The organism is Pseudomonas sp. H11T01, from assembly GCF_048515765.1.
Classification (GTDB): Bacteria; Pseudomonadota; Gammaproteobacteria; order Pseudomonadales; family Pseudomonadaceae; genus Aquipseudomonas.
Genome location: NZ_JBLYED010000003.1, coordinates 286,226 through 300,054, shown reverse-complemented (window position 1 = coordinate 300,054; position 13,829 = coordinate 286,226). Strand labels below are relative to the sequence as shown.

Below are 13,829 nucleotides of genomic sequence, written 5' to 3'. Positions count from 1 at the left end.
AACTCCTTATCTACCGATTTGAGAAGCAGTTGAAACCTCTCATCGGTGTTCTTGTTTGAGAAACATAGCCGAAAGGAAAGCGCTTGCGCAAGCGCTTTCCTTTGCGTGCCGGGAGATGCATTGAGGTTGGAAAAGCGCTTGCGCAAGCGCTTTCGTCTCGGCTATGCTTTTTTCAACAAGCGCTGCTGCGTCCCGTTAATCGGTTCGCAGGACGATCGCTACGATAATAAAAAGGAGTGCCCGGCTATGCTGCATAGCGGATTCCACCATCTCGATTCACCCACTTCAGATGCGCTGCGCACCTCGCTGGGACTTTCACGAAATTGCGGGCCCGTCACGACGTCAATTCCTGGAGCCTCCAACACATTTTCTCGCCGTGAGCTTTACAATGGCTGGCCGCTGGGCATGAGTTCAGCGCTATCCATAAAGTCACGTGAGAAAGGAGTGGTGCACATTGAGCGCAAAGATGAGTGATGTCGCGCGAGCCGCGAACGTATCAATGTCTACGGTATCCCATGTACTCAACGGTACTCGTAAAGTACATCCTGACACCGTCCGTAACGTGAATCAGGCTGTAGAGTCCGTAGGTTATATTCGGAACTCACTCGCGCGATCTCTGGCTCGTTCCTCTTCGGGTTCGGGTGCCATCGGTGTGGCGATTGCTACACTTTCAAACTATTATTTCAGTGAAACAGTACGTGCCATCGAAGCGGCATGCGCGAAAAGCGGTTTGATGATGATACTGGTCAATACGCAAAGAGATCCGGAACAGGAACTCAAAGCGGTCAAAGCACTGCATGAGCGACGTGTTGACGGGATTGTTCTCGCCTCGGAATATGATCCGGAAAATCGAGTATTTAATTACTTAAAAGCCAACAAGATACCCACGGTTCTCATCGATCGACTGCTCTCGACGTCTTTCGATCAGGTGGGGGTAGAGAATAAGCACTCCTCTCAAGAGTTGATTGCACACTTGATTAAACGTGGTCATCGGCGCATCGGGATGGTATCCGGACGATTGACTCAGTCATCTTCTCTTGAGCGAATTGATGGCTACCGCGCGGCCTTGGCTGACGCCGGAATTCAGTACGAAGATCAATTAGTTTGCTGTGGTGAATCGGCGATTAAGCCGGCAATGGAAGCCACTCGCCGTTTGCTATCGCTAGAGCACCCGCCCACCGCAATAATGACTGCAAACAACTTGATGACCATTGGTGCAATGCAGGCCCTTCGTGAAGCGGGGCTTGAGGTGCCAAAGGATATCGCGCTGGTTGGCTTTGACGATTTCGACTGGGCGGATGCTTTTAGCCCAAGACTGACAGTTGTAGCGCAACCTCTCGAGGAACTCGGAGCCCAGGCTGTGAAGCTTTTATTGAAGCGTATCAAGCAACCTGAGGGGAGACGTCAGACTATTCGATTGAAACCCTCTTTAATCCAGCGAGATTCTTGTGGCGGTCCCAAATGACTGTACTCAGGGTTTCGTCCTGAAGATCTAGCGGTTGCAGACGTGAATTATTTGACTCTTGTCCACGTCTCGCCGCCTGGATAACTTTGTAACTACATGACTGGCACCTGGTTTCCATTCGTCGTACATGCATATGTATGTTTGCAGTATTTTTTTCTTGAGCGACCGGCTTACGGTTTTGTTTTCTTCAGGTTTCAATGATTTCGTTAAAGAGATAGAGATTTATTTTGATCGCGATGGAGAATACTGACCTCGCGGAACGAAGTCCGATAATTGGTTGTAACTACACACCGCAGAACGTATTTCTGTGATGGCGCTTCTGCGTGTGCAGAATTACAAAACGCCCAAATTTGAATGGCAAGACAAAAGTCGATTGAGACGGCAGAAGCCGTATTGGCGAAGAGGGGCTGAGCTTGAATAACTACAACAAAACGAATGATGTAACTGCACTGCCGGCATGGCGCAATCTGCTCGACCATCGGGAGAGTATGAAGAATTTTAGTATGCGCGATGCCTTTCGAGATGACAGTAAACGCTTTCAAGACTTTTCCTTGGCGGGCTGCGGGCTTTTTCTGGATTACTCCAAAAACCTGATCACTCACGAGACGCGCTCATTGCTTGTAAACCTTGCTCGCGAGGCTGGCGTGGAACAGGCAGCGCACGCCATGTTCAGGGGAGAGAAAATCAACGGTTCCGAGGGGCGTCCTGTGCTGCATACCGCGTTGCGGCGACCAGTGGGGGAACCTTTGATGGTCGATGGTCGCAACTTGATGCGCGATGTGCATGGAGCCCTGGCACAGATGACTGACGTTGTGGGTCGTATCCATAGCCATCTGTGGCGTGGTTACAACGATAAGGTCATCACGGATGTCGTAAACATTGGTATTGGTGGCTCATTTCTGGGCCCGGAGCTTGTCTCTGAGGCACTCACGCCTTTCGCTCGGCATGGGGTGCGTTGCCATTATCTAGCTAACATCGACGGCAATGAATTCCGAGAGATTACAGCCAAGCTCAACGTAGAAACAACGCTGTTCATCATCTCCAGCAAAACTTTCGGCACTCTTGAAACCTTGAAGAACGCGCAAGCTGCTCGTAGCTGGTACTTGGCGAAGGGCGGGACGGAAGAGAAGCTATATCGCCACTTCATTGCAGTGACAAGTAATCGCCAAGCTGCGTTGGATTTCGGCATCCGAGAAGTAAATATTTTTCCTATGTGGGACTGGGTCGGGGGCCGTTACTCACTATGGTCTGCCATTGGCCTGCCGATTGCTCTGGCCATTGGCATAGCTAACTTCAAGGAACTACTATCCGGCGCGTACGCTATGGATCAACATTTCCTGAACGAACCATTGGAACAGAACCTTCCTGTTCTTTTAGCGGTACTCGGCGTTTGGTATCACAACTTTTGGGGTGCGCAAAGCTATGCGTTCTTGCCCTATGACCATAACCTGCGCAACTTCGTGAAGCATCTGCAGCAGATGGACATGGAGTCCAATGGCAAAAGTGTTCGTCATGACGGCACGTCAGTTTCCTACACCACTGGCCCAGTAATCTGGGGCGGCGTGGGGTGTAACGGACAGCACGCTTACCACCAGTTGCTGCATCAGGGGACACCTCTGATTCCAGCTGACTTTATTGTGCCTGTGGTCAGCCACAACCCAGTGGCTGATCATCAGGAATGGCTGTACGCCAATTGCTTGTCTCAAAGCCAAGCGCTGATGCGAGGCAAAACCCGCAGTGAAGCTGAGGCAGAGCTAGAAGCCAAAGGCCTTTCATCCAGTGAGATTGAACGACTGGCGCCGCATAAGGTGATCCCGGGTAACCGGCCAAGCAATACAGTTGCTCTTGAGATCATCAATCCACATAGCCTTGGTGCGCTGATCGCCCTTTATGAGCACAAGGTCTTTGTCCAGGGCGTAATTTGGGGAGTCAATTCGTTTGATCAATGGGGCGTGGAGTTGGGCAAGGAGCTAGGCAACAGCGTCTATAGCCTCCTGACTCGCTATGACGCGCAACCGGCTGATGATTCCTCGACGCAGGGTCTTATAGATTTCTTCCGAGGACGTCATCGGGGTTAGAGCCTCATAAGATTGGGCGGGACTAACGCCTTATCGTTAGCTCACCGTGGTCACTTTGCACTGGCAATGCCTGGATTTTTCTCATGCTTTTGGTTCAGGTAATACGGCGCCTTTTTTATTCGATTTAACTGGGTATTTCCCTTCGGGGGACCGGTGCGTGGAGTTAGCTGCGTACTTGGATCAAAAGCGTGCTGTTCGCGTTATCGGCCTTGTCCAATAAATATAACAAACCAAAGGTGTTATGAATGAACGTTAAAACTCTCAGCGCAGTTCTGGGTGCGTCCTTTGCTGTCGGCTTTCTGCCCGTTGACGCGTATTCAACAGACTTCAGTGGTTATTTCAGAACCGGAGTAGGGGATTCGACTCAAGGAGGGAAGCAGTCGTGTTTTCAGCTACCTGGCGCGCAATCCAAATACCGCCTTGGCAACGAATGTGAGCAGTATCTGGAGCTGGATTTGCGTCAGGATCTGCTTTCACTAGACGACGGTTCGGTGGTCAGCGTGGAAGGCATGGCACAGTTTTATAACGAGTATGGCCATGACCCAAAATTTGACGGGGAGCACGGCTATACGCGGATGAGTCAGCTCTACGCAGAGTGGAGCAAGATGCCGGCATTGAATGGTGGCTCGTTCTGGGCGGGCCGTCGTTACTACAACCGAAACGACATCAATATTTCCGACTACTTCTACTGGAACCAAAGCTCAACAGGCTTTGGGTTCGACCAGGTCGCGTTGGGAGATCTAAAATACAGCTACGTGCTCTCACGCAAGGACAACGTCTTCCAAAAGGATTTTGTCACCCGTCATGATGTGACTGTCAGCGGATTCAACACAAATCCCGGTGGCGAGGTGCAGTTGGGCGTCAGCTATCTGGACAAGCCAAGCCGCGAGGATGCTCATCAGGGCTGGTCGGTGATTGCCCAGCACAAGCAGGTCGCATTTCTGGGCGGAGTCAACAAGTTCGCTGTTCAATACGGCCGAGGGCCGGGCACCGCATTGGGCTACACCGGTGATCCCACGTTGGATGAGAGCAACAAGAGCTGGCGGCTTGTGGAGTTTTTCGACTGGCAAGTGACCCACGCTTTCAGCGGTCAGGTTGACCTGGTCTATCAAAAAGACACGCGCCCTGAAGGTGATAATCAGAACTGGTTGTCCATTGGTGTTCGGCCAATTTATGCGTTCACGGATCAGTTCAAGTTGATCACCGAAGTTGGGCGCGACCAGGTTGAAGCTGCAGACGGTACCCGAAAACTCACTAAGTACACCATCGCGCCTACCTGGTCACCGAAGGGCCCGGGATTCTGGGACAGGCCGGACGTTCGTCTGTATTACACCTACGCAACCTGGAACAAGGCTGCGCAACGCGCCGCCAGCTTGCAATCTCCGGGATCGGCCCTGTCTGATACCGGTGCGTTTGGTACAGACCTGCAAGGCTCCAACGTAGGGGTTCAGGTCGAGTATTGGTGGAAATAAACTCCTGAAATGCCAGTGCCTGACAATCAGCCTGGATCTGCTTCAACAACTGTCGGATAGCGAGGGCAATCTACCGCTTCTTCTCAAACAGGATGGGAGCGGTGAACCGCGAGAGGGAGTGAGCGAGTCAGCCTTCCGTTGTTAGCGGAAATTGCCGCTGTCACCGGTGATGTACCCATGAGGGGCTCGCCGGAGCAGGCGACAACTTCTCAGAGACTGTCCGGATCCCCAAAAAACATCTGAATCCTGGACCGCAACCAACGCTCGCCCGGATCATTATCCTGAGAGCCGCGCCAGGCCATGTGCAGTTCGAAACTGCGCACCGGCAGCGGCGGTTCTTCGGCGCGTACACCGCCAGCGGCGGTCAGGGCATCGGCCGTATAGTCCGGCACCATGGCGACGATGTCGGTGCCCGCCAGTAGCGTGCCCAAGCCGTTGAACTGTGGAACGGCGAGCACCACATGGCGCTTGCGGCCGAGGGTCTCCAGCTCTTCATCGATAAACCCGCTCAGGTCACCGGCAAATGACACCAGTGCATGGGGGCGGGCGCAGAAGTCATCCAGGCTCAGGGCACCGGGCATGCTGTCTGCACGCAGTAATTTCGGCAGGCTGCGGCGCAAGACTTTGCGCTTGGCATTGGCCGGCAGATCAGTGGTGTAGCTGACGCCAATCGAGATCTCGCCAGATGCCAGCAGCCCCGGCATTAATATGTAGTTGACTCGCCGCACCACGAGCACGATGCCCGGCGCTTCGGCGCGCAGGCGTTTGAGCAACATCGGCAGCAGGGCGAACTCGACATCGTCCGACAGACCGATACGGAACACCGCCGTGCTGGTCGCCGGGTCGAACTCCGAGGCGCGGCTCACCGCAGTGGAAATCGAGTCCAGAGCGGGCGAGAGCAGGGCGAAGATTTCCACTGCCCGGGCTGAAGGTTCCATACTGCGGCCAGTGCGCACGAACAACGGGTCGTCGAACAGCCCGCGCAGGCGTGACAACGCTGCGCTAATGGCCGGTTGGCCGAGGAACAGTTTTTCCGCGGCACGGGTTACGCTGCGTTCATGCATCAATGTTTCGAACACGATCAACAGGTTCAGGTCGACACGACGCAGGTCATTACGGTTCATCTTGTGTCCTGGCAAAATCAGCAAGGAGAGTCAGCAAGCTTGACGATGGCGGCCATATGAGAACAATGGCCGGCATGAATCTTACGGGGAAAGGCTGGTACTCTGCACCGGCTAATTCAGTTTTCCTACAACGCTGGTTCGGTTTTTTACGGATTTTGACGTTGTAGCAGGAGTTGCGGAATCAATGACAGGCATGTCGACTATTAATAGCCACTGATGGTCTTGGCTTGAAAGCCCAGATAGAGTTCATGGCATTAGAGGTTACTTTGACGAGGTTTGCGATGTCCCGCACGATCCGTTTTCACAAGTTTGGTCCAGCCGAGGTGCTCAAATGCGAAGAGCATGCGGCAACGTTGCCTGCACCGGGCGAAGTGCAGGTGCGTGTCGAGGCGATCGGCATCAGTTGGTACGACGTTCTCTGGCGTCAGAACCTGGCGTCGTCCCATGCTCGTCTGCCTTCGGGTCTTGGCCATGAAATGGCCGGCGTGGTGACGGCAGTCGGAGAAGGCGTGGATGACCTGGTGGTGGGTGACAAGGTCGCCAGCTTCCCGGCGCAAAGCCCGAATGAATACCCGGTCTACGGCGAGCAGATCGTTCTGCCACGCTCGGCGTTGACCCATTACCCTGACGTACTTAGCCCGATCGAAGCCAGCGTGCATTACACGCCGCTGCTGGTCGCCTACTTTGGCTACGTCGATCTGGCGCGGGTCAAGCCGGGTCAATTTGCCTTGGTGACCGATGCCAGCCACTGTGCCGGGCCATCCTTTGTGCAGTTGGGTAAAGCGCTGGGCGTGCGGGTGATTGCCGCGACCAAAACCGCCGATGAGCGTGATTACCTGCTGTCGCTTGGTGCCGAGAAGGTCATCGTTACCGAAGAACAGGATCTGCTGATGCAGATCAACAAGTACACCGACAATCGCGGTGTAGACGTGGTATTCGATGGTCTCGGCGGGCCGCAAATGTCGCTGCTCGGGGATGTGCTGGCGCCTCGCGGTAGCCTGGTGTTGTATGGCCTGCAAGGCGGCAACCAGACACCGTTCCCAGCGTGTGCGGCGTTCCAGAAGAACATTCAGTTCTTTGTGCATTGCATCGGTAACTTCACCGGTAAACCGGAGCTGGGCATCATTCAGGATCAGGTGGCGTTGCAACGAGCGTTGCGCGACATCAATCAGCTGACCGCCGATCGTGTTCTGCTGCCGCTCAAGACCCGGGTCTTCCCGTTCAATCAATTTGTCGAGGCCCACCGTTACATGGACGAATGCCCATGTCGCGAGCGGGTTGCCCTCCAGATCGAACCTGCTTGATCGTTTTCGCCAGAGTCAGTTTCAATGGGCTCTGGCGTTTTGGCCAACATGAATGACCCCGCACTCACTAAACTTCGCTGAAGTCTGTACTCTTTCTCTCTCCTGTTAGTTCTCACGCGCCCCGTCATATTTATTGAGAGGTTCCTATTCTCATGCGCTGGAGTAAACCGGTGTTCGTCGCTAATCCGGTCTGCGCGCTGTTGAACTTATATGCCCCGCAAGACCCGATAATCCAAGCGTTCAGCAACTGAACTGGTTTTTTGTCCGGATCTGTATCTTCCAATCGTTATATAAGCCTTGATAATTGGATGATTACTTTCATCTCAAGGAATGAGTCATGGTTGAAGTTAATGGGGTGCTCAATCCCTGCATTGTAATCCTCCATAGAGCCCCTGCTGTGCAGGGCGGTGCGCGCCATTTGCGAGAAAAGGGGTGCGTTCGATTAGTTGTGACCAATACTGCTTGTGTGCACCTTCTTTGTTTCGTGTACTCATTGTTTGTGGGACGTCGTAGGAACAGTCCTAGGCAGTTTTCGTCTTGCGCGGAATAATTCTGATACTTCATCAGGGTGTTAATATTTGGTAACTGATGCCTGCGATGATGGGCGATATTACTTCTCCAAAAATAGCAGGTGGGGCAGGGCCCGCGATGGCCTGCCTAATACTGACTCTACATTTCAGGTGTGACGACGATGAGCGCTATTCACGATCAAGCAATGAACTATGTTTATCAGCAAGTATTGCATCGCTTGCTGGGGTATTTCTCCCGGGCAGAGCGGACGGCATTGCAACTTTTTATCCAGCGCCTCGTCATTGCTGCCGGGGGAATTGAGCGCATCGGTGAGTACAAGGTGCTGGTGGTCCATGCGGGCAGCAGAGACAGCAGCTATACGTTGGCGTTCTTGCGCGCCGCTCAGTTGAGCATCGCCAGCAGAGCCCCGGCGACGTTCAACCTGCGGATCGCTACCCCGCGCCATGCCTGGATGAGCCCGGCAGCCATGGCCAATGTCCATCGCAGTTACGGTGCTTTGTTTGTTTATGACGATCCACGGGTGGAGGTATTGATGCTCGATGAACGTAATGTTCTGCCCTTTGATCATCTGAAGCCAATCTCCCCCGTGGGGCGTGAGCGTAATCGCCGAAACCTGCTGATGAGCGGCCACCTTTCGCAGAGCAAAAAGCGCTCAGCGTTTCGCGATGACTTTCATCTATCGATGGGTGACTTCTACGGGGTGATCACTCGCTGGGACGGTGGCGTCGATACGCTGGTCAACAGCGACTCCCCCCGCGAGCAAAGACAGTACCTGTCTTGTTTCATAAGTGCCGCGCGAAGGATCGGGTTGTCGGCGCAGGGAACCCGCTCACTCGACGTCGAGGACCTGTTCAGGACGCTGGACGAATTCGGGCAGGATTATTATCGCGAGCTATGTGCTGACGATGACCAGGAAAACCTCGGCATCGCGGGTTGGGAAGCGCGCAGGCCGGTGTCATACGTTGGCCTGCATGATTTGGTCGGTAGCCACCAGGAGGAGCGTTGGCCATTGCTCAGCGAGTTTCTCGGGTTCCAGCTCGATCAATTCACTTCTTGCGTCGGCGAAAGCGAATACGCCAGTCCTTTGTTACTGGCTCATATGCAGGGCTTGCAAGCTCAGTTTGTACGCGGCCTGAGTTATAGCGAGGGGGTTGCAGAATACTTGCAATGGGTCTCGGTCATGATGCGCAAGAAGAGCCTGCCCGAGAAATGTGTAGAGCAAGCGCTTCATGCCTACATCAGCCCGCAAAGGGTTGAGGAACGTCGCGCTCTGGCGAACGCGTACGCCCAGCAAACCCTGGGCCTGACCGAGACACAACTGGTTTGTCTGCTGTTCGCGCCCTTTGTCAACGAGGGTGCTGGTCTTGAGTGCTTCCTGCGTCGTTGTCACCCCGGCATGCTGGTGGCCATGCCCGAGTTGCATAAAGCGCTGCAGACACAGTCGGCACCGGAGCAGGTCATGCAATGGATGGTCGACGTCAGCGGCCTGTCCATCAGCTTGCTTGGCAAGCTTTACAGCAGGCGTCAGGTGGATGTTGATGACGACGCATCGTTTGACGTTGACGATTCTGATCAACGCCGTGAAGGACTCCTCATCCACGATAGCGGTGGCGTGGTGAGCGAAGAATCAGCGGGACGCTGAAGGGGTTTGAGTTGATAGGTTCGAAGAAAGTGTTTCCACGTTCGCACGTGCAGGGTATCGAAAGGCGCCGGTGGGTGTCCGGTGACTCTATACGGGCCACACGGGCCGGTCATCCCTCATGAAAGGAGTCAGACAAACCGATTTCGCGTATCAGGCGGTGTACCGTTATCTGACCAGCCTGATCAGCGAGGTGGGGACCGACGATGCCCGCGTCAAGCTGCCTTCTTTGCGACAGTTGGCGGACCGGCTGAATGTCTCTATCTCGACGATTCAGTATGCCTATTCACTGCTGGAGAAGGAGGGACGGGTCTATTCGGTCGCCAAGTCTGGCTACTATGCATTGCCGGTGTCTTCCAGCAGTTTCTACAGCAGTGGCAATGATCTGCTTGAAACCGTCTACGTCAGTGCCAGACGCCCGGACATGCTGGTCTTGAGCAGCGACGAACCGGCGCTGTTACTGTCTCTGGATAGTCCTCTATTGCTGCTGGAGCGGGAATTGGTACGCCAATATCCGCGTCAGCTTCAGTCGCTGTCGCAGCCTTGCGGCGAGCTGGAACTGCGCACCGCGCTGGCGGCCCGCTACACCTCTTCACCTGTACGCTACTGGCATGCCGATGATGTCTACATTGGCGCGGACCTGCGTGGTGTCCTGGAAATCCTCATCACGGTACTGGGACTCAAGGGTGCTACGGTGTTGGTGGAATCGCCCTGTGATTGGGGCATTCTGCGCTTGCTCCAGGCAGCCGGCGTACAGGTGATCGAGTTGCCACTGCAAGACAGCGGCTGCCTGGACCTTGATGCGCTTGCAGATTTGCTCGCGACCGAAACGGTGCAGCTTGTCTTGCTGTCCTCCGGTATCAGCATGCCGATGGGCAGCCTGATGCCAGCCAGCGAAAAACGATGTGTGGCGCAATTGCTGGAGCAGCACGATTGCTGGGTGCTGGAGAACGACATTTACGGCGAGCTGGCTTTTGAGCCCGGCGAATGGCGCTTTCGTGATCTGGTCAACGCTGACCGGTTGATTGTGTTTTCTACCTTCGAAAAAGTCATCGGCCCGGAAGCGCCGTATGGGTATGTGCTTTCACGTCACTTGAGTGCCGAACTGCAGCGGCATTTTCTCTTGCGCTCTTTTCGTTTGTCGCCGATCCGCCAGAAGGCCATTGCCCGTTTGTATACCAGTGGCCGCCTCGATCAGCATCTACAGGTGCTGCGCCGCCTGCTGAAAGAGCGCATGCAGCACATGACGCAGCTGCTGCAGGAGCGTCTGGGTGACACACTGCAATTCATCGTGCCCGTCGGTGGCGCCACTGTCTGGATGCGCTCGTTACGACCGGTGGATTTACGTCGTGTGTTCCAGCGCCTGCTTAAACAACGGATCGTCGTCGCCCCTGGCGAACTGTTCAGTATTCACGGGCTTCACCCTCAGAGCCTGAGATTGAGTCATACCTTCAGCGGTCATCACGATCTGGAGGCAGCGCTGTGCTGTCTGGCGGATGCCTTGAGGCTGGAACTGCTCGACTAGGGTGCTGACAAACATCTTCGGGCGACGGGATAGATAAGTTTTGCCGCGGTCAAGATAGGATAGATAACGTCGCACAGTGGCCAAACTGCCAGTAAACTGCGTTTCTATCCCTGAATCATCCTTTCCAGAGGTTATGCATGACAATCAGTCCTTTTGCGGGCAAACCGGCACCGGCAGAACTCTTGGTCGATATCCCGCGACTGGTAACGGCCTATTACACCGGCCAACCTGATGCAGCAGTCTCCACCCAGCGTGTGGCTTTTGGCACGTCGGGACACCGTGGCAGCTCCTTCGAGCTGAGCTTCAATGAATGGCATGTTCTGGCTATCAGCCAGGCCATTTGCCTGTATCGCGAAGCTCAAGGCATCGACGGTCCGCTGTTTGTCGGCATCGACACCCATGCGCTGTCGACTCCTGCCGGAGCCAGCGCGCTGGAAGTGCTCGCGGCAAACGGCGTGACGGTGATGATCGCTGAAGGCGACGAATACACCCCGACGCCGGCGATTTCCCACGCCATTCTTTGCTATAACCGCGGCCGCACCTCGGGCCTTGCAGATGGCATCGTCATCACGCCGTCGCACAATCCACCACAAAGTGGCGGCTACAAATACAACCCAACCAATGGCGGGCCCGCCGATACCCACATCACCAAGTGGATCGAAGCCAAGGCCAATGAACTGCTGACCAACAAACTCGCCGGCGTGAAACGCATCAGCTACGAGCAGGCGCTGAAGGCCAGCACTACCCATCGTCACGACTACCTCAACACCTACGTTGCCGATCTGATCAATGTGATCGACATGGACGCCATTCGTGGCGCCAAGCTGCGTCTGGGCGTAGACCCGTTGGGTGGAGCAGGGGTGCGTTACTGGTCGGCGATTGCCGAGCATTACCGTCTGGATCTGGACGTGGTCAACACCCAGGTTGATCCGACGTTCCGCTTCATGTCCGTGGATTGGGATGGTCAGATCCGCATGGACCCGTCTTCCACCTACGCCATGCAAGGCTTGATAGGCCTGAAAGAGCGCTTCGACGTGGCCTTCGCCTGTGACCCGGACCACGACCGCCACGGTATCGTGACGCCGTCGGGCGGCTTGCTGGCGCCGAATAACTATCTGGCGGTGTCCATCGATTACCTGTTCCAGAACCGTCCGCATTGGCGTGCTGATGCGGCCGTGGGCAAGACCGTGGTCAGCAGCGGCTTGATCGATCGGGTTGCCAAGCGACTGGGTCGCCGACTGTATGAAGTGCCGGTGGGCTTCAAATGGTTCGCCGATGGCTTGTTCGACGGTTCGCTGGGCTTTGGTGGTGAGGAAAGCGCCGGTGCCTCGTTCCTGCGCAAGGACGGCAGCGTCTGGAGCACCGACAAGGACGGTTTGATTCCAGCGCTGTTGGCGGCGGAAATGACGGCGCGTACCGGCCGCGATCCAAGCCAGATCTACCGTGCGTTGACCGATGAATTGGGTGAACCCTTCTCGGTGCGCGTCGACGCCAAGGCCAACCCCGAGCAGAAAGCCTTGCTCAGCAAGCTGTCGCCGGATCAGGTCAAGTCGACCCAATTGGCCGGAGAAGCGATCCAGAGCATTCTCAGCCATGCGCCGGGCAACGATCAGGCCATCGGCGGCTTGAAGGTCATGACCGAGAACGGCTGGTTCGCGGCACGCCCTTCGGGCACCGAAGACATCTACAAGATCTACGCAGAAAGCTTCATCGGTGACGAGCATCTCAAGCAGTTGGTAGCAGAAGCTCAGACATTGGTGGATGGGGCAATTTCTGCGAAGTGATTGAGGGCCCCTTCGCGGGCAAGCCCGCTCCCACAGGGTACAGTGATGTCCTTGTGGGAGCGGGCTTGCCCGCGAAGGCGGCGGTACAGTCAATATAGATTCCAGCTCAAACAAAAAAGGGGCGACCAAACGGTCGCCCCTTTTTTTGTCCGGCATTTACCGGATCAAGCCAGATCCACCAGCACGATCTCACTGTCCTCGATTGCAGTCACTCGCAGCACGTGCTCATGTTCCACCGCAATGCCGTCTCGAGCTTGTGCGCGCAAGCCATTGACTTCAATGACTCCGGTAGCCGGTACCAGATACGCCCGACGGCCATCGTCCAGATGATATTCCGCGGACTCGCCGGCTTTCAGATTGGCCGCCACCAGCCGTGCATCGGCGCGAATACGCAGGCTTTCGTCGTCGCCGGCCTTGCCGCTGGCCAGGGTGACGAAACCTTCGCGCTGCCCTTTGGGAAACGGCTTGGCACCCCAGGAGGGCGCCGAGCCGGCCTCATTCGGGATGATCCAGATCTGAAAGATCTTGGTCGCGGTCGATTCCAGGTTGTACTCACTGTGGGCAATCCCGGTACCTGCACTCATCACCTGCACGTCACCGGCTTCGGTACGGCCCTTGTTACCCAGGTTATCTTCGTGGGTAATTGCGCCTTCACGAACGTAGGTGATGATTTCCATGTCACGGTGCGGGTGTTTCGGGAACCCGGTACCGGCCGCAATCACGTCATCGTTCCACACTCGCAGGTTGCCCCAGTTCATGCGTTTGGGGTCATGGTACTCGGCGAACGAAAAGTGGTGATGGGCATCCAACCAGCCATGGTGAGCGCCGCCCAGGGATTTGAAGGGTCTGAGTTCATGCATGATCGTCTCCTGTAAAGGTTTGTCATATGGCTGAACACTTGAGCCGC

10 protein-coding genes are annotated in these 13,829 nt (G+C 55.4%); 8 read left to right on the top strand and 2 right to left on the bottom strand.

All coding sequences use genetic code 11. The features are described 5' to 3' along the window. Window positions 1-138: 138 nt before the first annotated feature. From ACN1C3_RS05800 to ACN1C3_RS05785, 4 genes are all read left to right on the top strand, one after another. Window positions 139-474, top strand: coding sequence for a hypothetical protein (locus tag ACN1C3_RS05800; RefSeq protein WP_419114837.1), 336 nt, complete (start codon window positions 139-141; stop codon window positions 472-474). Then, window positions 455-1,465, top strand: coding sequence for a LacI family DNA-binding transcriptional regulator (locus tag ACN1C3_RS05795; protein ID WP_419114836.1), 1,011 nt, complete (start codon window positions 455-457; stop codon window positions 1,463-1,465). Before ACN1C3_RS05800 ends, ACN1C3_RS05795 begins: the two co-directional genes overlap by 20 nt. 413 nt (window positions 1,466-1,878) lie before the next feature. Beyond that, entirely contained in the window at window positions 1,879-3,543 is a 1,665-nt protein-coding gene (pgi, locus tag ACN1C3_RS05790; RefSeq protein WP_419114835.1) for a glucose-6-phosphate isomerase, read from the top strand. 245 nt (window positions 3,544-3,788) lie between these two features. Further along, window positions 3,789-5,015: a maltoporin gene (locus tag ACN1C3_RS05785; RefSeq protein ID WP_419114834.1), complete on the top strand. Its 1,227-nt coding sequence runs from the start codon at window positions 3,789-3,791 to the stop codon at window positions 5,013-5,015. 209 nt (window positions 5,016-5,224) lie between these two features. Here ACN1C3_RS05785 and ACN1C3_RS05780 read toward each other — a convergent pair whose 3' ends face one another. Continuing rightward, the gene (locus ACN1C3_RS05780) at window positions 5,225-6,139 is read right to left on the bottom strand and encodes a LysR substrate-binding domain-containing protein (RefSeq protein WP_419114833.1); all 915 of its coding nucleotides are present in this window, start codon (window positions 6,137-6,139) and stop codon (window positions 5,225-5,227) included. Between the two features lie 281 nt (window positions 6,140-6,420). Between ACN1C3_RS05780 and ACN1C3_RS05775 the strand changes: the two genes are divergently transcribed. The 4 genes from ACN1C3_RS05775 (at window position 6,421) to pgm (ending at window position 12,922) form a co-directional block, all read left to right on the top strand. Further along, window positions 6,421-7,443 (top strand): zinc-dependent alcohol dehydrogenase family protein, encoded by a 1,023-nt coding sequence (locus tag ACN1C3_RS05775; RefSeq protein ID WP_419114832.1) that lies wholly within the window; start codon window positions 6,421-6,423, stop codon window positions 7,441-7,443. Window positions 7,444-8,134: 691 nt separating this feature from the next. After that, window positions 8,135-9,616: a hypothetical protein gene (locus ACN1C3_RS05770; protein WP_419114831.1), complete on the top strand. Its 1,482-nt coding sequence runs from the start codon at window positions 8,135-8,137 to the stop codon at window positions 9,614-9,616. A 118-nt stretch (window positions 9,617-9,734) separates the two neighbouring features. After that, window positions 9,735-11,138 carry a PLP-dependent aminotransferase family protein gene (locus ACN1C3_RS05765; RefSeq protein ID WP_419114830.1) on the top strand — a complete coding sequence of 468 codons (1,404 nt, stop codon included), beginning with the start codon at window positions 9,735-9,737 and terminating at the stop codon, window positions 11,136-11,138. A gap of 137 nt (window positions 11,139-11,275) precedes the next feature. Next, entirely contained in the window at window positions 11,276-12,922 is a 1,647-nt protein-coding gene (pgm, locus tag ACN1C3_RS05760; RefSeq protein ID WP_419114829.1) for a phosphoglucomutase (alpha-D-glucose-1,6-bisphosphate-dependent), read from the top strand. Between the two features lie 164 nt (window positions 12,923-13,086). On the opposite strand, the gene ACN1C3_RS05755 is transcribed toward pgm, so the two are convergent. Further along, window positions 13,087-13,782, bottom strand: coding sequence for a pirin family protein (locus ACN1C3_RS05755; protein WP_419114828.1), 696 nt, complete (start codon window positions 13,780-13,782; stop codon window positions 13,087-13,089). Window positions 13,783-13,829 lie beyond the last annotated feature (47 nt).

Excerpts from the sequence above, each read along its gene's own strand:
- ACN1C3_RS05780 (WP_419114833.1), bottom strand. The coding sequence starts at position 6,139 with ATGAACCGTAATGACCTGCGTCGTGTCGACCTGAACCTGTTGATCGTG.
- pgm (WP_419114829.1), top strand. The coding sequence starts at position 11,276 with ATGACAATCAGTCCTTTTGCGGGCAAACCGGCACCGGCAGAACTCTTG.
- ACN1C3_RS05770 (WP_419114831.1), top strand. The coding sequence starts at position 8,135 with ATGAGCGCTATTCACGATCAAGCAATGAACTATGTTTATCAGCAAGTA.
- ACN1C3_RS05755 (WP_419114828.1), bottom strand. The coding sequence starts at position 13,782 with ATGCATGAACTCAGACCCTTCAAATCCCTGGGCGGCGCTCACCATGGC.
- ACN1C3_RS05765 (WP_419114830.1), top strand. The coding sequence starts at position 9,735 with ATGAAAGGAGTCAGACAAACCGATTTCGCGTATCAGGCGGTGTACCGT.
- ACN1C3_RS05775 (WP_419114832.1), top strand. The coding sequence starts at position 6,421 with ATGTCCCGCACGATCCGTTTTCACAAGTTTGGTCCAGCCGAGGTGCTC.
- ACN1C3_RS05785 (WP_419114834.1), top strand. The coding sequence starts at position 3,789 with ATGAACGTTAAAACTCTCAGCGCAGTTCTGGGTGCGTCCTTTGCTGTC.